The following is a 19,547-nucleotide window of genomic DNA, read 5'->3' on the forward strand; positions in this document are numbered from 1 at the left end:
GCAGCCGCGGCGAAATGCCGTTTTCCACAAGGCGAAGCGTCGTGTTTGAATTGACGAGCGACGGCAGGGCGCGCTAGGCACGTGCGACCGGAAATTGCCCTGCCGGGGCGCCAAGCGAAAGGATGTTCGGATGGCCGATCAGGCACGTGAGACGATGGGATATGACGTTGTGATCGTCGGTGCGGGACCGGCGGGCCTTTCGGCCGCGATCCGGCTCAAGCAGCTCGACGCCGATCTGTCGGTCGTTGTGCTGGAAAAGGGCAGCGAGGTGGGCGCGCATATCCTGTCGGGCGCCGTTCTCGATCCCGTGGGTCTCGATCGGCTCATCCCCGACTGGAAGGACAAGGGCGCGCCGCTCAACGTGCCGGTCGAGGACGACAATTTCTATCTGCTGGGCGAAGCCGGTCAGATCCGCATCCCCAATTTCCCGATGCCGCCGCTGATGAACAATCACGGCAACTACATCGTCTCGATGGGCAATGTTTGCCGCTGGATGGCCGAGCAGGCGGAGGAGCTGGGCGTCGAGGTCTTCCCCGGCATGTCCTGCTCGGAGCTGGTCTATGGCGCGGACGGCAGCATCAAGGGCGTCGTCGCGGGCGAATTCGGGCGCAATCCCGACGGCACCGAAGGGCCGAATTACGAGCCGGGGATGGAGCTGCACGGCAAATACGTCTTCCTCGGCGAGGGCGTGCGCGGCTCGCTGTCCAAGCAGGTCATCGCCAAGTTCGATCTTTCCGCCGGGCACGAGCCGCAGAAATACGGCCTCGGCATGAAGGAAATCTGGGAGATCGACCCCGAGAAGCACCGCCAGGGCAGCGTGACGCACACGATGGGCTGGCCGCTCGGCAAGAACGCGGGCGGCGGATCGTTCATCTATCATCTCGAGAACAATCAGGTCTATGTCGGCTTCGTTGTCCACCTGAACTACAAGAACCCGCATCTCTATCCCTACATGGAATTCCAGCGGTTCAAGCACCATCCGATGGTGGCCGAGCTTCTGAAAGGCGGCAAGCGCGTCGCCTATGGCGCGCGCGCCATCAGCGAAGGCGGCTATCAGTCGATGCCCAAGATGGTCGCACCGGGTGTCGCGCTCCTTGGCTGCTCGGTCGGCATGGTCAACGTGCCGCGCATCAAAGGCAACCACAACGCGATGCTGTCGGGCATCGCCGCCGCCGAGGCCGCGCATGCCGCGATCAAGGACGGGCGCAGCGGCGACGAGCTTTCGGACTATGAAAAGGAAGTGCGGAGCGGCGATATCGGTGCGGATCTCAAGAAGGTGCGCAACGTCAAGCCGCTCTGGTCGAAGCACGGGCTCACCGCGTCGCTGGCGCTCGGGGGGCTCGACATGTGGACAAACAGCCTCGGCCCGCTCGGCTTTTCGATCCTCGGCACGATGAAACACGGGAAGAGCGACGCCGAAGCGACCGAGCCTGCGGACAAGCACAAGAAGATCGACTATCCCAAGCCCGACGGCACGCTCAGCTTCGACCGGCTGACCAATGTCAGCTTCTCGATGACCAATCACGAGGAGAACCAGCCCGCGCATCTGCGCCTCAAGGACGCGAGCATTCCCGTCGATGTGAACCTGCCGAAATACGCGGGCCCCTCGGCGCGTTACTGTCCCGCGGGCGTCTACGAGTTCGTCGAGGAAGAGGGCAAGCCGCCGCGCTTCCAGATCAACTTCCAGAACTGCGTGCATTGCAAGACCTGCGACATCAAGGATCCGTCGCAGAATATCGTCTGGACCACGCCCCAAGGCGGCGACGGGCCGAATTATCCCAATATGTAAGCCATCCGGGCGGAAATCCGCCCGGCCCCGCACACGCAGAAGTCATGAGCGAGCCCGCGCCGATGCGCGGGCTCGCATTGCCCTTGGGGCGGTGCCGCATTACGTTGCGCCGAAGAGGCGAGATACATCAATCGAGGGGCGGCGCGCGTGACAATCCGGTTTCTGACAATTCTGGCCCTCGCGGCACCCGCCTATATCGTCGCGCCCGCTCCGGTTTCGGCGCAATCGGCCGCGAACGAGGCCGCGGGCGCCTATCTCGCCACGCGTCAGGCCCGCTATGACAGCGATTTCGCCGCCGCCGCGAAATATGCGCTCGAGGCGCTCCAATCCGATCCCGACAATCCGCTTCTGATGGAAAGCGCCGTCGGCGCGCTGCTCGCCACGGGCGAGATCGACCGCGCGCTGCCCGTCGCGCAGCGCATGGCCGAAGAGGAGGTGCGCAGCCAGGTCGCGCAGATGGTGCTGCTGGGCGACGAGGTGAAGCGCGGCGCCTATGACGCGGTTCTCGCCCGGATCGAGGCGGAGGACGCGGTCGGCCCGCTCGCCGATGGTCTGATCGGCGCCTGGGCGACGCTCGGCCAAGGCGACATGGGCGCCGCGCTCGAGAAATTCGACGAGATTGCCGCCGAGCCGGGGCTGCGCGGCCTCGCGATCTATCACAAGGCGCTGGCCTTCGCCTCGGTCGGGGATTTCGAGAGCGCGGATGCGATCTATTCCGGCGAGAGCGACGGGCCGATGCAGACCACAAGGCGCAGCATCCTCGCATGGGTCGAGGTGCTGAGCCAGCTCGAGCGCTTCGAGGAGGCGATCGAGGTGCTGGACGAGACTTTCGGCACAGACCCCGATCCGCAGATCGTCGATCTGCGCGCCCGGCTGGATGCGGGCGAGACGCTCGATCTGGGGCGGATCGAATCCCCCGCCGAGGGTATCGCGGAGGTGTTCCTGTCGCTCGGTATGGCGCTTTTGCAGGAAACGAGCGCGGATTACGTCCTTCTCTACAGCCGCATGGCCGAATATCTCGACGAAGGCGATATCGACGCGCAGATCATGACGGGCGAGCTGCTCGAGCAACTGGGCCGTTACGAGCTGGCGACGGAAGCCTTCGCCCGCGTGCCCGAGGATGCGCCCGGCTATTACACCGCCGAGCTGGGCCGCGCCGAAGCGCTGCGCAGCGCGGGCGATCTCGAGGCCGCGATCGAGGTGGTCGCGAAGCTGCGCGAGACGCATCCGCAGGTGGCGCTCGTGCATGCTTCGGCGGGCGATCTCTATCGCCAGAACGAGCAATACGAGAAGGCAGTCGTCGCCTACGATGCCGCGCTCGAAATCTACGAGACGCGCGAGGGCGACGAGCCGTGGTTCGTCTATTACGCCCGCGCCATCAGCTATGAGCGCCAAGGCATCTGGCCGCCCGCCGAGGCCGATTTCCGCCGCGCGCTCGAGCTCAATCCCGACGAGCCCATGGTGTTGAATTATCTCGGCTATTCCCTGGTCGAGCAGCGCGAGAAACTGGACGAGGCGCTCGAGATGATCGAGCGCGCGGTCGAGGCCGAACCCAATAGCGGCGCCATCGTGGACAGCCTCGGCTGGGCGCAATTCCGCCTCGGGCGCTACCAGGAGGCGGTCGTGACGCTCGAGCGGGCGGCCGAGCTCTATGCCGTCGATCCCGTCATCAACGACCATCTTGGCGACGCGATGTGGGCGGTGGGGCGCACGACCGAAGCGCGTTTCCAGTGGCGCCGCGCCTTGTCGCTGATCGACATGGACAAGCCCTCGCCCGATATCGACCCCGAGCGCGTGCGCCGCAAGCTGGACGTCGGCCTCGACAAGGTGCTCGAGGAAGAGGGCGCTGCGCCATTGAAGGTGAGCGACAATGAAGGATGAGCAGACACAGGCCGGAGGCGAGGTGATCGAGGTTCTGGCTCCCGCGAAGATCAACCTGACGCTGCATGTGACCGGCCAGCGCGAGGACGGCTATCACCTGCTCGACTCGCTCGTCATGTTCGCGGATCTGGGCGACAGGATCACCGTGCGCGCCGCCGACGACACCAGCCTCGAGATCATCGGCCCGATGGCCGAGAAGACTCCGCATGGCACCGATAATCTCGTGCTGCGCGCGGCGGACCTGATGGGTGTCACCGCGCATATCACGCTCGACAAGCATCTTCCCATCGCCGCCGGGATCGGCGGGGGCTCGAGCGACGCCGCCGCCACGCTGCGCGCACTTTCGCAGCTTTCCGGCCGCGACATTCCCGAAGATGTGCTGAGCCTCGGCGCCGATACGCGCGTCTGCTGCGCCGCCACGCATGGCGCGGCCCGCATGAGCGGGATCGGCGACAAGGTGGTCGGCGCCCCCGGCCTGCCCGAGTTGCACGCCGTGCTGGTCAATCCGAACGTGCCGTGCGAGACGGCGCGCGTCTATCGCAACCTGAAGAACCGCGAGAATGCGGCCATGCCCGACGAGCTGCCGCAAGATTGCGACGCGGCGGAGCTGATCGGCTGGCTCACGGGCCAGCGCAACGATCTGCAAGAGGCCGCCATCGAAGCCGAGCCGGTGATCGCGCAGATCTTCGCCGCGCTCGAAGTGACGCCGGGCTGTCTGCTCACGCGCATGTCGGGATCGGGCGCCACCTGCTTCGGTCTTTACGCCGATGCCGAAACGGCCGCCTCGGCGGCGGGCCGGCTGCACCAGACCCACCCGGGATGGTGGGTCAGCGCCGCGCGCCTCAACACGCCCGCCTAGCTGATCCGCGAGACCACGTAATCGGCCAGATCGGCCAGCATGACCCGCACCGGATGATCGGGCAGCGCGCCGAGCGCATCGACGGCGCGACCGGCCCATGCCAGCGCATCGTCCCGCGCGGCATCGAGCGCGCCATGCGATGTCATCAGCGCGATCGCGTGTTCGAGATCGCCATGCTCCTGCACACCCTTCTCGATCGTGCGGCTCCAGAAAGCGCGCTCCTCGGCATCGGCCTTGGCCACCGCCTTGATGATCGGCAGCGTCAGCTTGCGCTCGCGGAAATCGTCGCCGACGTTCTTGCCGGTCGCGCTCGCATCCCCTTGGAAATCCAGAAGATCGTCCGCGATCTGAAACGCGATGCCGAGCGCGTCGCCATAGTCGAAAAGCGCGCGCGTCTGCGCGTCCGGCGCCCCCGCGATCACGCCGCCCACCTCGGTCGCCGCCGAAAAGAGCGCGGCGGTCTTGCCGCGCACGACTTGCAAATAGACCTCTTCGGTCGTCGCAAGATCGCGCGCGGCGGTCAGTTGCAGGACCTCGCCCTCGGCGATCGTGGCCGAGGCATTGGCGAGAATGTCGAGCACCCGAAGGCTCCCCGTCTCGACCATGAGCTGGAACGAGCGCGAAAAGAGATAATCCCCGACAAGAATGCTCGACTTGTTGTCCCAGAGCAGATTGGCCGTGGCCCTGCCCCGCCGCTGCCGGCTTTCGTCCACCACGTCGTCATGCAGAAGCGTTGCCGTATGAATGAATTCGACCGTCGCGGCCAGCTTCTCGTCGTCGGTGCCGCGATAGCCGCAGAGATCCGCCGCGGCGAGCGTCAGCATGGGCCGCAACCGTTTGCCGCCCGCGCCCACGAGATGCGCGGTGACTTCGGGAATGCGCGGTGCGTGGCGCGATTCCATGCGCGCGCGGATGAGCGCGCCCACCGCCTCCAGCTTGGCCTCGAACCGGGCCGCCAGCCGGTCATGCGGTTTTTGCGTCTTAGCGTCCAAATCCGGTCCACTCATCACTGCGCGGCTCGACAAGATGCGGCCCGCATGCCTAGATCGTATCCATGAAACAATTGATGCGCACCACCGACATGTCCACCATCGCCTTTGCCCAGGCGCTGCTTCAGGGCGAGGGTATAGACTGCTTTGAAATGGACGTAAACATGAGCGTCCTCGAAGGCGGTATCGGGATTTTTCCCCGCCGTCTCATGGTGCATCCCGACGATTGGGACGACGCGGCCGAGACGCTGCGGGACAATGGGATCGACGTGCACGAAGGCGCCTGAGCCGCCGGCTGGGCGGAAATGTCGCGCCCCTGCATCTTCCATTTTTTCAGCCTGTTTTTGCACAAGTTGCGTGAAATCGTCCGCGAAATCTTGCGCACATGCTGCGGCTGCGGCGTGACAGACTTAAAATTCTGTGGTGCACTACCCATGTTACATTTCGTACACACTCACAGAGGAGCTTTTCATGAGCCTGGGATCGCACATCGAAGAACTGAAGAAAAAGCATCAGGACCTCTCGGCGAAGGTCGATCAGGCGCAGCGCGCGCCGGGTGTCAGCAACCTCGACGTGTCGGAAATGAAAAAGCAGAAATTGCGCCTCAAGGAAGAAATCGCCCGCCTTTCGGGCCTCTGACCTGACGTTCCCTCCAGAACGCGCCCCGGACGGGCGAAGGGCCGGTGCGGGATGCACCGGCCCTTTTTCGTTGCCTCGATCAAGCTCTCTCAGACGAAGAACTGACCGCCATTGGCCGAAATGGTCGAGCCGTTGATGAAGCCCGAGCCGTCGGCGGCCAAAAAGGACACGCAGCGCGCGATTTCCTCGGGCTCGCCCAGGCGGCCGGTCGGGATCTGTCCGATGATGGCCTCGCGCACCTTTTCGGGCACGGCCATGACCATTTCGGTCGCGATATAGCCGGGGCAGACCGCGTTGGCGGTGATGCCGGCGCGCGCGCCTTCCTGGGCCAGCGATTTCACGATGCCCAGATCGCCCGCCTTGGTCGCGGCATAATTCACCTGAGCGAACTGGCCCTTCTGGCCGTTGATCGAACTGATGACGATGACGCGGCCGAACTTGCGCTCGCGCATGCCGGGCCAGACGGGATGGACGGTGTTGAAGACGCCGGTGAGGTTGGTGTCGATCACCTGATGCCACTGCTCGGGCGTCATCTTGTGAAAGGGCGCGTCCTTGGTGATTCCGGCATTGGCGACGACGATGTCGATCGGGCCAAGATCGGCCTCGACCTTGGCGATTCCGGCGGCGCTCTCCTCGTAATCGGCCACGTTCCACTTGTAGGTGGCGATGCCCGTCTCTTCGGTGAAGGCCTTCGCCGCGTCGTCATTGCCGGCATAGGTCGCCGCCACGTTGCACCCGTCCGCCTTGAGCTGTTTCGAGATCGCCGCGCCGATCCCGCGCGTGCCGCCCGTCACCAATGCCGTTCTTGCCATGATCGTCCATCCTCCCGAGATGATTTTATTTTTCGGCGCCCCGCAGGAAGCGCTCGCCCTCATTCTTACCCTGATTCCACGTGCGGTCAATTTTTGCCGGATCGGTGAAATCGACCTTGTCGGCCTCCACCTCGTCGCCCGGCGCGACGTAGTGGCGCCCCTCGATCTCGGGGATGCGCCGATAGGCGCGGGTGAGCAGGATCAGGCTGCGGCCCTCATCCGGCTCGGGCATCGGTGCCTGATCGGACATGCCGCCGTCGATCACGTCCTTGCCGTCCCAGCGCGCCAGATCGAAGAGCGGCGGGATGACGGCGGCGGCGCAGATCAGATCGGTCAGGCGCCCGTCGCGCGCGGCCTGGCGCGCATCGACCATCGTCGCGGTGACGCCGATCCGCTCGGCCCAGTTGAAATGCGGCGAGGAGATGAGATGCAGCTCGGCCTCGTAGGCCAGCGTCGCGGCGACGCCGGTCATGGGCGCGAGTGTGCCGGTGGGCGGATGGCCGAGATAGATCTGGAAGACGGGGCCGTTTGCGATCGTCTCGATGGCCTTTCGCGTCATCGCCGCTTCGACGACCTCGCGATAGATCCGCTGATGCGGGCTGATCCCCGCGCCCTCGGCGATCTCGTGCATCGGGGCATTGCTCTGCTGCTCGGCGAAGGCCTCTTTCATCAGCGAAAGGATGCGCGCGCCCTGGCGGGTGATGAACCCCGCGCCGGTCAGCGCGCCGCCGCTGACCGCCGAGATGCGTGCAGGATCGAGACCGAGCGGATCGCGCACCACATCGAGAAATCCGCCTTGCCAGAAACAGCGCGTGCCGCCGCCGGAAAAGACGATCTGGTCATAGGGCGGGCGCGGGCCCATGGCCTCGCGCCCTGCCATTGTCTCAGCCCCGCTCCACGCACATGGCGACACCCATGCCGCCGCCGATGCAGAGCGTCGCGAGGCCCTTCTTGGCACCGCGGCGCCTCATCTCGAAGAGCAGCGTGTTGAGCACGCGGCAGCCCGAGGCGCCGATGGGATGGCCGATGGCGATGGCGCCGCCGTTGACGTTCACGATCGACGGATCCCAGCCCATGTCCTTGTTCACCGCGCAGGCCTGCGCGGCGAAGGCCTCGTTCGCCTCGACGAGGTCCAGATCCTCGACGCTCCAGCCCGCTTTTTCCAGCGCCTTGCGGCTCGCATGGATCGGGCCGACGCCCATGATCGACGGATCGAGACCCGCCGTGGCATAGCTCGCGATGCGCGCCAGCGGCTCGATCCCGCGCTTCTCGGCCTCGTCCGCACTCATCAGCAATGTCGCGGCGGCGCCGTCGTTGATGCCCGAGGCGTTGGCGGCGGTCACGCTGCCGTCCTTGGTGAAGGCGGGCCGCATCTTCTGCATCGCCTCGATCACCGCGCCGTGGCGGATGTATTCATCCTTGTCGACCACCGTCTCGCCCTTGCGGGTCTTGACAGTGAAGGGGATGACCTCATCGTCGAACTTGCCCGCGTTCTGCGCCGCCTCGGCCTTGTTCTGGCTGGCGAGGGCGAATTCGTCCTGCATCTCGCGGCTGATCTGCCATTGCTCGGCCACGTTCTCGGCGGTCTGGCCCATGTGATAGCCGTTGAACGCGTCCCAGAGGCCATCGCGGATCATCGTGTCGATCATCGCCATGTCGCCCATCTTGTGGCCGGCCCGCAGCGCGGCGGCATGGGGGCTGAGCGTCATGTTCTCCTGCCCGCCCGCACAGACGATGGACGCATCGCCCAGCATGATGTGCTGCGCGCCGAGCGCCACCGCCCGGAGACCCGAGCCGCAGACCTGGTTGATGCCCCAGGCCGCCGCTTCCTTGGGCAGGCCCGCGTTGATATGCGCCTGGCGCGCGGGGTTCTGGCCCTGCGCGGCGGTCAGCACCTGGCCGAGGATCGTTTCCGAAACCTCGGACTTGTCGATGCCGGCGCGCGCGACGACGGCTTCGAGAACGGCGGCGCCCAGATCATGCGCGGGCGTCGCGGCGAACGCGCCGCCGAAAGAGCCGACAGCGGTGCGCGCGGCTGATGCGATAACGACTTTGGTCATAGGACTTCCTCCACCAGGATCTTCGCGGGCGCGGCCCTCGCGCGGCGCCCCTCGTCGAAGGCATATCCCATACGCCGCAGTGCGGCAACCTGCGCGATCAGGCGGCCCCCCGCCGCGCATCGGGTGTGAGCCAGACAGGCTTGACCGAAGGCGCGCCGAAGAAATAGCCCTGAAGGCAGTCGATCCCGATGGCCGTGAGGAAGGCCGCGTCGTCCGCGCGCTCGACGCTTTCGGCGATGGTGACCATGTCGAACTGCCGCCCGATCGTGGCCAGCGCCGTCGTCAGCACCTGATTGTCGGTATCCTGCGCGATGCCGCGGATGAACTGCCCGTCGATCTTGAGGATGTCGAAATAGAAATCCCGCAGATAGCGCATCGAGGTGAAGCCCGCCCCGAAATCGTCCAGCGCGAAGCTGACCCCGCGCTGCGAGATCTCGTCCATGAAGCCGGTCACCAGCTCCGGCACCAGCATGGCCGAGCTTTCCGTGATCTCGAGGATCAGCCGCTCGGCCACCGTGGGATCGGCGTCAAGCCCCTTGGTGAGCGTGCGCATCCAGCGCGCATAGCCGATGGAGCGGGCCGACATGTTGATCGACAGGCGCAGGCCGCCATGCATCGACAGCGTCCTCAGCCCCTTCTCGAGCGCGAGGCAATCGATGATGCGCCCGGTCTCCGTCGTCTCGATCGCGCCGATGAACTCGCGCGCGGGAATGATGCGGCCCGTGGCGTCGAGCACGCGGATCAGCCCTTCGTAGAAGGCGACACGGTCGGACTGGCCGGCGGGCACGACGGGCTGGAAGGCCAGCATCACCTGCTTGTGGCGCACCGCGTCATTGACCATCTCGACGGTCGAGCGGTCGCGCGCGGCGATGGCATAGGAGAGCGGGTCGTGATGGCCGTAGGGCACATCGGCCCATTTGAGCGCCCCCTTCCCGAGGCCCCCGCCTTTCGCCTTGTGATGATCCTGCATGGCACGCTCCGATTTGAGTTTGCCCAAATTGCGTCGCATGCCCTAAGGGAGACTTAAGACGAGCCCGTGCAAATACCGAGGATTTTCCATATGTGCATCCGATGCGGCTGGGCCGGGCCCGAGGAGATCTACATCGACTATCACGATACCGAATGGGGCGTGCCCGAATGGGACAGCCGCGCGCTCTGGGAAAAGCTGATCCTCGACGGGTTTCAGGCCGGGCTGTCCTGGATCACGATACTGAAAAAGCGCGAGAATTTCCGCGCCGCCTTCGCCGGGTTCGATCCGGACGTTATCGCCGCCTGGGGCGCGCCCGAGGTCGAGCGGCTTCTGGCCGATCCGGGCATCATCCGGCACCGCGGCAAGATCGAAGCCACGATCACCAATGCGCAGGCCTGGAGGCGGATCGAGGATGCGGGCGGCTTCGACGTCTTTTTGTGGGATTATGTCGGCGGCAGCCCGATCCAGAACCGGTTCGCCAGCATGGCGGACGTGCCCGCCCACACGCCGCTGTCGAACCGCATCTCGAAAGATCTGAAGCGTCATGGCTTCAAATTCTGTGGGCCGACGATCGTCTATGCCTTCATGCAGGCTTGCGGCCTCGTCAACGATCACCTGACCGCCTGCCACCGCCATGCCCCCGTCGCGGCGATGGCGCGAAGCCGTCCGGATCGCGCCACCTGATCGCCGCGAAGGCGCGCCATATTCTCGCCACAATGCTTGGTCTTGTGGGCGGCGCTGCGCGCGCCCCCAGATGTGGGGTGCGGCCCTTTGCCTGCACCATAAATTCCATTGAATAGAACACTTTATTCGCAAGAGATGATGTGATACCTTCCTTTCCATAATGAATGCCAGTCGAGCAAATCGGCGGCACGAGGCAGTGAAAAAAGAGTGGTTCCATGAAAACTCGGAACAGGCAGCCGATCCGGCTGGGTCTGTGGGCGTTCGCAACGCTCTGGATGTTGGTCATCCTGCCGCTGAGTGCAGCGGCGGCACCTTACGCGGCGATGGTGATGGACGCGCGCTCGGGCAAGGTGCTGCATGCCGAAAACGCCGATGCGCGCCTGCATCCGGCCTCCCTGACCAAGATGATGACGCTCTATATCGCCTTCGAGGCGGTCGAGCATGGCGAGATCGCGCTCGACGACGAGGTGACGATCACGCGCCACGCCGCGGGCGAGCCGCCGAGCAAGCTGGGGCTGAAATCCGGCCAGCGGATCAAGCTGCGCTACCTGATCCGCGCCGCCGCAGTGAAATCGGCGAACGATGCCGCCACCGCCATCGGCGAGGCGATCGAAGGCAGCGAGGCGGCCTTCGCGCGCCGCATGAACCGCACCGCGCAGGCGCTCGGGATGACGCGCACCACCTTCAAGAACGCGCACGGCCTGACCGAGGAGGGGCATCTTTCCACCGCGCGCGACATGACGGTTATGGGGCGTCACCTGCTTTATGACTTCCCCGAGTATTACAATCTCTTCTCGCGCATCACCGCCGATGCGGGCGTCCGCCAGGTCGCGCATACGAACCGCAAGCTTCTGCGCGATTACAAGGGCGCCGACGGGATCAAGACGGGTTACACCCGCGCCGCCGGTTTCAACCTCGTCGCCAGCGCCGAAAAGGGCAGCGAGCGCGTCATCGCCACCGTTTTCGGCGGCCGCTCGACCGCAACGCGCAACGCCCGCGTGGCAGAGCTTCTCGACATCGGCTTTCAGAAGTCCCCGACGCAGGTCGCCTTCAACCGCCCGTCGAAGCCACGCTATCAGGGCCCCGGCGGCACCCGCGTCGTGATCGCGGGCGACAGCGAGGAGCACGGTGTCGCGGGCAAGACGGTCCGCCTGAGCGCAGCCGCCGCCGTCAAGACGAGCCTGCGGCCCAAGGCGCGGCCCCTGCCCGCCGAGCCTGTCCTGATCGCCGCGGCCGACGATATCGAGAAGGCTCTGGCCGCTGCGCAGGAGGCCGATATCGCCGCCGCGTCGCTGCCCGCCGAGACCGCCACCGCGCCCGAGCAGCCCGCCCCCGCCACGACCGCCGCAAGCGCCGCGATTGCCGTGGCCAATGCGGCGCCCGAGCTCGATGCCGACACGGCGCGCCCGATGTTGCGGCCCGAGGGCCTGACCCTCGCCAGCCTGCAACAAAGCCAGACCGAAGACCCGGTGCAGGAGGTGGTCACGCGCATCTCCACCTCGGGCGGGCGCAACTGGGGCATCAATGTGGGCCGCTATCCCAGCCAGTACCAGGCGCGCAAGGTGCTGCTCCAGACCGCGCTGAGCGAGATGAGCACGCTCGACGGATCGCTGCGCAAGGTCGTCTCCCGCTCGAACGGGTTCGACGCCAACTTCATGGGTCTCACGCGCGAGACGGCGGATCTCGCCTGCCGCCGCCTGCAATCGCGCCAGTTCACCTGCTTCATTATCGAGCCGGGCTGATAGCCGGGCACCGGAGGGACATCCAAGGCGCGGCGGGCATGAAGCCTGCCGCGCCTTTTTCATGGTCGCCTCAGGCGGCGGCGCGCTGCGTGCGCAGCCAGCGTAGAAACGCCTTCGCCTGCGGGCGCAGGACGCCCGGGCGGGTCACGATGAAATAGCCCGTCTCGCCGCAATCGCGGAAGAGGATGCGCAGCCGCCCGGCCTCCACGTCCTCGTTCACCGAGGACGCCGTCATCACCGCGATCCCGTGCCCGGCCCGCGCGCCGTCCAGCATCAGGTTGCCGGGCACATGCGTGACGGACGTGCCGCGCATCTCGCCCAGCCCCGCGCGGAACATCCAGTCCGAGGCCGGGCTCTGGTCCAGCTCCATCAGCCAGGGAAATTCCAGAAGCTCGTCCCGCGAGGTGAAGTCGCGCGCGCCCACCAGCGAGGGCGCGGCGGTCACGACGATATCGGTCGGCACCAGCAGCTCGGCCTCGAGCCCGTCCCATGCGCCGAGGCCGAAGCGGATCGCCAGATCGACGCCGCCGGGCGCCGGGTCGGCGCGCTGCGGCGAGGGATGCACCATCAGATCGACGCCCGGATGGCGCGACTGAAAATCGCGCAGGCGCGGCATGAGCCACGAAGCGGCGAATTGCGGCGTCGTGGAAATCTGCAAGGGCCGCGCCGCATCCGCCCCGGTGAGCGCCGCCACCCGCTGCGCGATCAGGCCGAACCCCTCGTCAAGCGCCTCGGCCAGAAGCCGCCCTTCGCCGGTCAGCGCGAGGCCGCGCCCGTCGCGCCGCACGAGCGCAAGGCCCATATGCGCCTCGAGCGCCTTGATCTGCTGGCTGATCGCCGCATGGCTGACGTTGAGCGCCGCACCGGCCGCACTGGCCGATCCGGTCTGCGCCAATGCCGCGAAAGCCCGCAACGCGTTGAGCGGAGGAAGACTGCGCCACTCCATCCGTAAGTTATCCTTACACAGTAGAATTCTTTCGGACTCGCATCATGCCACGCTAAAGCGCATCTGTATAGCACAAGCCATCACCCGAGAGGATCACCCCATGCTCAACATCTTCGCGAAAACTTTCATGACCGCCGCCCGCCAGCCCGAAGCCAAGGGCCACCAGGGCCGCCGAAGCCGCTTCGACTCGCGCCGGGAGGCCGAGATCGAAGCGCATCTCACCGCACGTCGCCGCGATTGAGCGGCAGGCCCGGCGGCTAGCGCGCCGGGTCCAGCGCCGCCCTCAGAAGGGTCTGCGCGTATTCGGTCCGGGGCCGCTCGAACAGATCCTCGGCGCTGCCCGCCTCGATCACGTCGCCGCCCTTCATCACCATGATCTTGTGGCTCATCGCGCGCACCACGGCGAGATCATGGCTGATGAAGAGATAGGCCAGCCCGAACTTGCGCTGAAGCCGGCGCAGCAGATCCACGATCTGCACCTGCACCGTCATGTCGAGCGCGCTCGTCGGCTCGTCGAGAACGAGGAGCTTCGGCCGCAGGATCATCGCCCGCGCGATGGCGATGCGCTGGCGCTGCCCGCCCGAGAATTCATGCGGGTAGCGGTCCATCGCGTCGCGCGGCAATTCCACCTCGTCGAGCATCTCGGCCACGAGATCGCGCTCGCCCCGCCCCTCCTGCCCCTCGGGCATGCCATGCACGCCCAGCCCCTCGGCGATGATCTCGGCGCAGGTCATGCGCGGGCTGAGACTGCCGAACGGGTCCTGAAAGACGATCTGCATGTCGGCGCGGCGTCGCCGGAGCTGGCGCGTGTTCCAGCGGTTCACATCCTCGCCGCAAAAGGCGATGCGCCCCTCGGAGGCGATGAGCCGCATCATCGCGAGCGCGAGCGTCGTCTTGCCCGACCCGCTCTCGCCCACGATGCCGAGCGTCTCGCCCGCGCGCACCGAAAGGCTCGCTTCGTTGACGGCCTTCACATGCCCGACGACCCGCTTGAGCAAACCCCGTTCGATCGGGAACCACACGCGCAACTTCTCGGCCTCGGCCACCACGGGCGCGCCCTCGGGCACCGGATCGGGCCGCCCCGAGGGCTGCGCGCCCAGTAGCTTGCGGGTATAGTCGTGCTTCGGCGCGCCGAAGACCTCGGCGGTCGGCCCCGCCTCCACCACCATGCCGTCCTTCATAACGCAGACCTTGTCCGCGATGCGGCGCACGATGGTCAGATCATGGGTGATGAAGAGCATGCCCATGTCCCGGCTCTTGAGCTCGGCCAGAAGATCGAGGATCTGCGCCTGGATGGTCACATCGAGCGCGGTCGTCGGCTCGTCCGCGATGAGGATGTCGGGATCGTTGGCGAGCGCCATCGCGATCATCACGCGCTGCCGCTGCCCGCCCGAGAGCTGGTGCGGATAGGCGCCGAGGCGGCTTTCGGGATCGCGGATACCCACCTCGTCGAGCAGCTGAACGATGCGCGCGCGTGCCTCCGCACCGCTCAGGCCCTGGTGCAGCGCCAGCGACTCGCCCAGCTGCTTTTCGAGCGTGTGAAGCGGGTTGAGCGATGTCATCGGCTCCTGGAAGATGAAGCTGATGTCGTTGCCCCGCACCTTGCGCAAGGTCTTGGCGGGCGCGCCGATCAACTCCTGCCCGTCATAGCGCACCGAGCCCGAGACTTCCGCCGCATCGCCCAGAAGCGAGACGGTGCTGAGCGCCGTGACCGACTTGCCCGAGCCGCTCTCGCCCACGAGCGCGACGGTCTCTCCGCGGTCCACGGTAAAGCTCACGCCATGCACGCAGCGCGTCAGCGTGCCATCCTGCCGAAACGCGATGGTCAGGTTCTCGACCGTCAGAAGGCTCATCGAAACGTCTTTCTGGGATCGAACGCATCGCGGACCCCCTCGAAGATGAACACCAGCAGCGACAGCATGATCGCGAAGGCGAAGAAGGCGGTGAAGGCGAGCCATGGCGCCTGAAGGTTGTTCTTGGCCTGAAGCGTCAGCTCGCCGAGGCTGGGCGCCGACGAGGGCAGGCCGAAGCCGAGGAAATCGAGCCCGGCGAGCAGGCTGATCGTGCCGGTGATGACGAAGGGCAGCATGGTCAGCGTCGCGACCATCGCGTTGGGCAGCATGTGCCGGAACATGATGCGCCGGTTGCTGACGCCCAGAGCCTTGGCCGCCCGCACATATTCGAGGTTACGCGCGCGCAGGAATTCGGCCCGCACCACGCCCACGAGCGCCATCCACCCGAAAAGCACCGTGATCGCCACCAGTAGCCAGAAACCGCGCGGCAATATCGAGAAGAGGATGATGATGACATAAAGCTGCGGCGTCGCCGCCCAGATCTCGATGAAGCGCTGGAAGGTGAGATCGAGCCAGCCGCCGAAATAGCCCTGCACCGCCCCCGCCGCGATGCCGATGATCGAGGCGAGCGTCGTGACGATCAGCGTGAACATCACCGACAGGCGGAACCCGTAGATCACCCGCGCCAGTACGTCGCGCTTGGTGTTGTCGGTGCCCAGAAGGTTCTGCCCGTTCGGCGGCAGCGGCGCCGCGCCGGGCCGGTCCACGGGCGTATCGTAGCTGTAGGGAATGGGCGGCCAGATGGCCCAGCCCTTCTCGATCGCCTCGCCTTTCACCTCGCCGTCGGCGGCATCCTCGATGACACCCTCCGGGTCGTCGAAGCAGATGTCGAGCCCGCCCGAGGCGATCAGGCAACGCACTTCGGGATCGCGATACACGGCCTCGGTCTTGAAGTCGCCCCCGAACTCCGTCTCGGGATAGAAGTTGAAGATCGGCGTGTAGAACTCGCCGCGATACTGCACGAGGATCGGCTTGTCGTTGGCGAGGAACTCCGCGAAGAGGCTCAGCCCGAAGATCACCGAGAAGAGAATGAGCGACCAGAAGGCACGGCGGTTGCGCCTGAAATTGCGCCAGCGGCGCTGGTTGAGCGGCGAGAGGGCCATCAGAGCGCGCGCCCCCGTTCTTCTTGCCGAAAATATCCTGGGGGAAGCGTCGAAACGCAGTTTCGACGCTGGGGGCGAAGCCCCCGTCCCGCACGCGAAGGGCCGCTGGCCGAAATCATCATCCCTCCCGCTTTTCGAAATCGATGCGCGGATCGACCAGCACATACATCAGATCGCTGAGAATGTTCACCACGAGGCCGATGAGGCCGAAAAGGAAGAGCGTGCCGAACATCACCGGATAATCGCGCCCCACGGCGGCCTCGAAGCCGAGGCGCCCCAGCCCGTCGAGAGAGAAGATCGTCTCGATCAGAACCGAGCCGCCGAAGAAGATGCCGATGAAGACGGTCGGGAAGCCCGCGATCACGATCAGCATCGCGTTGCGGAAGACATGGCCGTAAAGCACCTTCTTCTCCGACAGGCCCTTGGCGCGGGCGGTGATGACGTATTGCTTCTTCACCTCGTCGAGAAAGCTGTTCTTGGTCAGCAGCGTCAGCGTCGCGAAGGCGGCGATGGTGCTGGCCAGGACGGGCAGCGTGATGTGCCACAGGTAATCGAGTATCTTGCCGCCCACGCTCAGCGTGTCGAACTCGTCCGAGGTGAGGCCGCGCAGCGGAAAAATCTTCCAATAGCTGCCGCCCGCGAAGAGAACGAGCAGCATGATGGCGAAGAGGAACGCCGGGATCGCATAGGCAACGATGATGACGCCGCTCGTCCAGGTGTCGAAGCTGCTGCCGTCGCGCACGGCCTTGGACACGCCGAGGGGGATCGAGATGAGATAGGCGATCAGCGTCGACCAGAGCCCGAGGGAGATCGAGACCGGCATCTTTTCCAGCACCAGATCGGTCACCTCGATCTTGCGGAAATAGCTCTCGCCGAAGTCGAACTGAATGTAGTTCCACATCATCAGCCCGAACCGCTCGAGCGGCGGCTTGTCGAGGCCGAACTGCTTTTCGAGCTCCGCGATCATCTCGGGCGGCAGGCCGCGCGCGCCGACATAGGCGCTCTCGCCGCCCTGCGCGCCCATGTCCTGCCCCGCGTCGTTGCCGCCGCCTGCGAAGCTCTCGAAGACGTCGCCCGAGCCCTGCATGTTGGCGATCGCCTGCTCGACGGGGCCGCCCGGCACGAATTGCACCAGCGCGAAATTGATGACCATGATCCCGAACAGCGTGGGAATGATCAGCAGCAATCGCCGCAGGATATAGGCTCCCATCGCGGCGCTACCTCAGCGCGCCGGCGGCTTGCAGCGCGGCGGCCTTCTCGGCGTCGACCCACCAGAAATCGAGCACGCCGAGCGAATAGGGCGGGATCGTCTCGGGATGATCGAACTTGTCCCAATAGGCGACCCAATGCGCATCGTTGTACCAGACCGGGATCATGAAGCGCTCGTAGCGCAGCGCCCGGTCGAGCGCCATGAGCGCCGCGTCCTGGATTTCCTGCTCGTCGGTGTCGAGCGCGGCATTGATGATGGCGTCCACCATCGGGCTGGCGAGACCGGCTGGATTGAAGAGGCTGAATGCCGCCTCGCTCGAGCCGAAGCGCTGCATGAGGCCTGTGCCGGGTTGCAGGAAGGTCGAATAGCTGTCGAAGACCAGATCGTAGTCGCGATCGCGGCTGCGCAGCGTGTATTGCGAGGGGTCGATCTTCTCCATCCGCGCGTCGATGCCCATCGCCTCGAGATTGTTGATGAAATTCTCGACGACCGCCCCGATCGTGGCCGAGCCGGAGGACGGGATGGGAAAATCGATGCTGAGCGTCTGGCCTTCGGCATTGCGCCGGATGCCGCCCTCGCCCACGGGCCAGCCCGCCTCGTCGAGAAGCTTCATCGCGCGGCGCAGGTTGCGCCGGTCGGTCAGGCGGCTCGGATCGGAGGTATGCGCGGTCACGGCGGCCTCGGTCAGAAGCTCGGGCGGGATCACGTCCCCGAGGCTCTTCAGCAGCTCGAGCTCGGCGCCCTCGGGCGGGCCCTTGGCCTCGAGCGGGGTGTCCTGAACGAAGCTGTCGCGCTGCTCGAAGAGGCCGTATTGCAGACTCTCATTGGTCCATTCGAAGTTGAAGCCGAGCGAGATCGCCTCACGCACGCGCTTGTCCCGAAGCGCCTCGCGGCCGAGATTGAATACGATGCCCGAGGGTGTCGGGGGCGAGCCGTCGGGGATCTCCTCGAGCTTGACCCAGCCCTTCTGCGCGGCGGGGAAATCGTACCCCGTCGCCCAGGTCTTGGAGTTTGTCTCGGCGCGGAAGGTGTATTCGCCCGCCGTGAAGGCCTGAAACGCGGCGGAGTCGTCGGCGAAATACTCGATGCGGATCGTATCGAAATTGTGCCGGCCCACATTGATCGGCAGATCGGCGCCCCAGTAATCGGGATTGCGCTTGTAGACGATGCGCCGGTTCACCTCGGCCTCGTCGAGCATGTAGGGCCCCGAGCCGGGCGCCGCGTCGAGCCGTGGCTCGTCGAGCCGCGCGCCCGTCTCTTCATACCAAGCCTTCGGAAAGACCGGCACGCTGCCCACCTGATCGACGAGCGAGCGGCGCGAGATGCCTTCGGCGAAGGTGAACTTCACCGTATGATCGTCGAGCGCCTCGGCCCCGGTCACGCGGCGCTTGACCGCCTCGGCATAGGATTGCAGCCCCTGCTCGAGAAAGAGATTGTGCGAAAAGACCACATCATGCGCGGTGACGGGCGTGCCGTCGGAAAACCGCGCCTCGGGGCGCATGTGAAAGATCACCCATGTCTTGCCCGCATCGTATTCCAGCCGCTCGGCCAACAGCCCGTAGGATTCGCCATAGACATCCGCCGGCGCGCCCTCGCCCGTCGCGGGCATCTCGCCCAGAAGGCTTTCATAGACCATCCACGAATAGGCGCCCGCGCGGCCCTTGCGCGAATAGGGGTTCATCGAATCGAACGTGCCGGAGGCGTTGAGGGAAATCTCGCCGCCCTTGGGCGCATCCGGGTTCACATAGTCGAAATGCGGGAAATCGGCAGGATAGGTCAGATCGCCGAAATAACTGTAGCCGTGGCTCGTGATGATCTCGCCACCGCCCGAGCCGCTGGAGGCGGCCTCGTCCGAGGCGAGCGCGGCCTGCGCGGCCAGAAAGGCGCCGAGCGCGAGGCCCATGAAGGCCCATGCCGATCGGTGCCCCGTTGCGGATATTTCGGCCACCTTGCTTGCCCCTGTCATGCCATCCCTCCCCGAATGCGCCTGCCGCGGCGATACCATGCCGC

The 19,547-nt window shown here is 65.8% G+C and carries 18 protein-coding genes; 8 read left to right on the plus strand and 10 right to left on the minus strand.

The annotated features are described in order from the left end of the window. Window positions 1–130 precede the first annotated feature (130 nt). The 3 genes from ACGRVM_RS08445 to ACGRVM_RS08455 all read left to right on the plus strand — a co-directional run bounded on the left by ACGRVM_RS08445 (window position 131) and on the right by ACGRVM_RS08455 (window position 4,529). The gene (locus tag ACGRVM_RS08445) at window positions 131–1,789 is read left to right on the plus strand and encodes an electron transfer flavoprotein-ubiquinone oxidoreductase (protein WP_377170895.1); all 1,659 of its coding nucleotides are present in this window, start codon (window positions 131–133) and stop codon (window positions 1,787–1,789) included. Window positions 1,790–1,936: 147 nt separating this feature from the next. After that, window positions 1,937–3,670 carry a tetratricopeptide repeat protein gene (locus ACGRVM_RS08450; protein WP_377170893.1) on the plus strand — a complete coding sequence of 578 codons (1,734 nt, stop codon included), beginning with the start codon at window positions 1,937–1,939 and terminating at the stop codon, window positions 3,668–3,670. Further along, the gene (locus ACGRVM_RS08455) at window positions 3,660–4,529 is read left to right on the plus strand and encodes a 4-(cytidine 5'-diphospho)-2-C-methyl-D-erythritol kinase (RefSeq protein WP_377170891.1); all 870 of its coding nucleotides are present in this window, start codon (window positions 3,660–3,662) and stop codon (window positions 4,527–4,529) included. Before ACGRVM_RS08450 ends, ACGRVM_RS08455 begins: the two co-directional genes overlap by 11 nt. Here the strand turns inward: ACGRVM_RS08455 and ACGRVM_RS08460 are convergent. Beyond that, window positions 4,526–5,536 (minus strand): polyprenyl synthetase family protein, encoded by a 1,011-nt coding sequence (locus ACGRVM_RS08460; RefSeq protein ID WP_377170889.1) that lies wholly within the window; start codon window positions 5,534–5,536, stop codon window positions 4,526–4,528. The genes ACGRVM_RS08455 and ACGRVM_RS08460 overlap by 4 nt on opposite strands. Window positions 5,537–5,583: 47 nt before the next feature. Between ACGRVM_RS08460 and ACGRVM_RS08465 the strand changes: the two genes are divergently transcribed. Both ACGRVM_RS08465 and ACGRVM_RS08470 read left to right on the plus strand, forming a co-directional pair. Beyond that, complete coding sequence (locus tag ACGRVM_RS08465; RefSeq protein WP_377170887.1) at window positions 5,584–5,805, plus strand: putative signal transducing protein; 222 nt, start codon at window positions 5,584–5,586, stop codon at window positions 5,803–5,805. A 184-nt stretch (window positions 5,806–5,989) separates the two neighbouring features. Continuing rightward, window positions 5,990–6,157, plus strand: a complete 168-nt coding sequence (locus ACGRVM_RS08470) for a YdcH family protein (protein WP_377170885.1) — start codon at window positions 5,990–5,992, stop codon at window positions 6,155–6,157. 89 nt (window positions 6,158–6,246) lie between these two features. Here the strand turns inward: ACGRVM_RS08470 and phbB are convergent, their stop codons facing one another. From phbB to ACGRVM_RS08490, 4 genes are all read right to left on the minus strand, one after another. Further along, window positions 6,247–6,969: an acetoacetyl-CoA reductase gene (phbB, locus tag ACGRVM_RS08475; RefSeq protein ID WP_377170883.1), complete on the minus strand. Its 723-nt coding sequence runs from the start codon at window positions 6,967–6,969 to the stop codon at window positions 6,247–6,249. 25 nt (window positions 6,970–6,994) lie between these two features. Continuing rightward, entirely contained in the window at window positions 6,995–7,831 is an 837-nt protein-coding gene (locus ACGRVM_RS08480; protein ID WP_377170882.1) for a patatin-like phospholipase family protein, read from the minus strand. Window positions 7,832–7,853: 22 nt separating this feature from the next. Beyond that, window positions 7,854–9,029 carry an acetyl-CoA C-acetyltransferase gene (locus ACGRVM_RS08485; RefSeq protein WP_377170880.1) on the minus strand — a complete coding sequence of 392 codons (1,176 nt, stop codon included), beginning with the start codon at window positions 9,027–9,029 and terminating at the stop codon, window positions 7,854–7,856. A gap of 97 nt (window positions 9,030–9,126) precedes the next feature. Next, window positions 9,127–9,999 carry an EAL domain-containing protein gene (locus ACGRVM_RS08490; RefSeq protein ID WP_377170878.1) on the minus strand — a complete coding sequence of 291 codons (873 nt, stop codon included), beginning with the start codon at window positions 9,997–9,999 and terminating at the stop codon, window positions 9,127–9,129. Window positions 10,000–10,089: 90 nt separating this feature from the next. Here ACGRVM_RS08490 and ACGRVM_RS08495 point away from each other — a divergent pair, with 90 nt between their 5' ends. Further along, entirely contained in the window at window positions 10,090–10,683 is a 594-nt protein-coding gene (locus ACGRVM_RS08495) for a DNA-3-methyladenine glycosylase I (RefSeq protein WP_377170876.1), read from the plus strand. Between the two features lie 215 nt (window positions 10,684–10,898). Next, on the plus strand, window positions 10,899–12,425 hold the full coding sequence (locus ACGRVM_RS08500; RefSeq protein WP_377170874.1) for a D-alanyl-D-alanine carboxypeptidase family protein: 1,527 nt from the start codon (window positions 10,899–10,901) through the stop codon (window positions 12,423–12,425). Window positions 12,426–12,495: 70 nt separating this feature from the next. Here the strand turns inward: ACGRVM_RS08500 and ACGRVM_RS08505 are convergent, their stop codons facing one another. After that, a complete protein-coding gene (locus tag ACGRVM_RS08505; RefSeq protein ID WP_377170872.1) occupies window positions 12,496–13,371 on the minus strand; it encodes a LysR family transcriptional regulator in 876 nt (291 codons plus the stop codon). Between the two features lie 100 nt (window positions 13,372–13,471). On the opposite strand from ACGRVM_RS08505, the gene ACGRVM_RS08510 reads away from it, so the two are divergent. Next, window positions 13,472–13,612 (plus strand): hypothetical protein, encoded by a 141-nt coding sequence (locus tag ACGRVM_RS08510; RefSeq protein WP_377170870.1) that lies wholly within the window; start codon window positions 13,472–13,474, stop codon window positions 13,610–13,612. A gap of 16 nt (window positions 13,613–13,628) precedes the next feature. Here the strand turns inward: ACGRVM_RS08510 and ACGRVM_RS08515 are convergent, their stop codons facing one another. From ACGRVM_RS08515 to ACGRVM_RS08530, 4 genes are all read right to left on the minus strand, one after another. Continuing rightward, window positions 13,629–15,224: an ABC transporter ATP-binding protein gene (locus tag ACGRVM_RS08515; RefSeq protein ID WP_377170868.1), complete on the minus strand. Its 1,596-nt coding sequence runs from the start codon at window positions 15,222–15,224 to the stop codon at window positions 13,629–13,631. Continuing rightward, window positions 15,221–16,327, minus strand: coding sequence for an ABC transporter permease (locus tag ACGRVM_RS08520; protein WP_377170866.1), 1,107 nt, complete (start codon window positions 16,325–16,327; stop codon window positions 15,221–15,223). The genes ACGRVM_RS08515 and ACGRVM_RS08520 overlap by 4 nt, the downstream gene beginning before the upstream one ends. A 118-nt stretch (window positions 16,328–16,445) precedes the next feature. Continuing rightward, window positions 16,446–17,537, minus strand: a complete 1,092-nt coding sequence (locus ACGRVM_RS08525) for a microcin C ABC transporter permease YejB (RefSeq protein WP_377170864.1) — start codon at window positions 17,535–17,537, stop codon at window positions 16,446–16,448. Window positions 17,538–17,544: 7 nt separating this feature from the next. Continuing rightward, a complete protein-coding gene (locus ACGRVM_RS08530; RefSeq protein WP_377171392.1) occupies window positions 17,545–19,440 on the minus strand; it encodes an extracellular solute-binding protein in 1,896 nt (631 codons plus the stop codon). Window positions 19,441–19,547: the final 107 nt, after the last annotated feature.

Origin of the sequence: Roseovarius aquimarinus, from assembly GCF_043661195.1 — a bacterium.
Taxonomy (GTDB): Bacteria; Pseudomonadota; Alphaproteobacteria; order Rhodobacterales; family Rhodobacteraceae; genus Roseovarius; species Roseovarius aquimarinus.

Bases quoted from the DNA above. Each gene is read 5' to 3' on its own strand.
- ACGRVM_RS08445 (WP_377170895.1), top strand. From the start codon at position 131: ATGGCCGATCAGGCACGTGAGACGATGGGATATGACGTTGTGATCGTC.
- ACGRVM_RS08455 (WP_377170891.1), top strand. From the start codon at position 3,660: ATGAAGGATGAGCAGACACAGGCCGGAGGCGAGGTGATCGAGGTTCTG.
- ACGRVM_RS08460 (WP_377170889.1), bottom strand. From the start codon at position 5,536: ATGAGTGGACCGGATTTGGACGCTAAGACGCAAAAACCGCATGACCGG.
- ACGRVM_RS08465 (WP_377170887.1), top strand. From the start codon at position 5,584: ATGAAACAATTGATGCGCACCACCGACATGTCCACCATCGCCTTTGCC.
- ACGRVM_RS08470 (WP_377170885.1), top strand. From the start codon at position 5,990: ATGAGCCTGGGATCGCACATCGAAGAACTGAAGAAAAAGCATCAGGAC.
- phbB (WP_377170883.1), bottom strand. From the start codon at position 6,969: ATGGCAAGAACGGCATTGGTGACGGGCGGCACGCGCGGGATCGGCGCG.
- ACGRVM_RS08480 (WP_377170882.1), bottom strand. From the start codon at position 7,831: ATGGGCCCGCGCCCGCCCTATGACCAGATCGTCTTTTCCGGCGGCGGC.
- ACGRVM_RS08485 (WP_377170880.1), bottom strand. From the start codon at position 9,029: ATGACCAAAGTCGTTATCGCATCAGCCGCGCGCACCGCTGTCGGCTCT.
- ACGRVM_RS08490 (WP_377170878.1), bottom strand. From the start codon at position 9,999: ATGCAGGATCATCACAAGGCGAAAGGCGGGGGCCTCGGGAAGGGGGCG.
- ACGRVM_RS08495 (WP_377170876.1), top strand. From the start codon at position 10,090: ATGTGCATCCGATGCGGCTGGGCCGGGCCCGAGGAGATCTACATCGAC.
- ACGRVM_RS08500 (WP_377170874.1), top strand. From the start codon at position 10,899: ATGAAAACTCGGAACAGGCAGCCGATCCGGCTGGGTCTGTGGGCGTTC.
- ACGRVM_RS08505 (WP_377170872.1), bottom strand. From the start codon at position 13,371: ATGGAGTGGCGCAGTCTTCCTCCGCTCAACGCGTTGCGGGCTTTCGCG.
- ACGRVM_RS08510 (WP_377170870.1), top strand. From the start codon at position 13,472: ATGCTCAACATCTTCGCGAAAACTTTCATGACCGCCGCCCGCCAGCCC.
- ACGRVM_RS08515 (WP_377170868.1), bottom strand. From the start codon at position 15,224: ATGAGCCTTCTGACGGTCGAGAACCTGACCATCGCGTTTCGGCAGGAT.
- ACGRVM_RS08520 (WP_377170866.1), bottom strand. From the start codon at position 16,327: ATGGCCCTCTCGCCGCTCAACCAGCGCCGCTGGCGCAATTTCAGGCGC.
- ACGRVM_RS08525 (WP_377170864.1), bottom strand. From the start codon at position 17,537: ATGGGAGCCTATATCCTGCGGCGATTGCTGCTGATCATTCCCACGCTG.
- ACGRVM_RS08530 (WP_377171392.1), bottom strand. From the start codon at position 19,440: ATGGGCCTCGCGCTCGGCGCCTTTCTGGCCGCGCAGGCCGCGCTCGCC.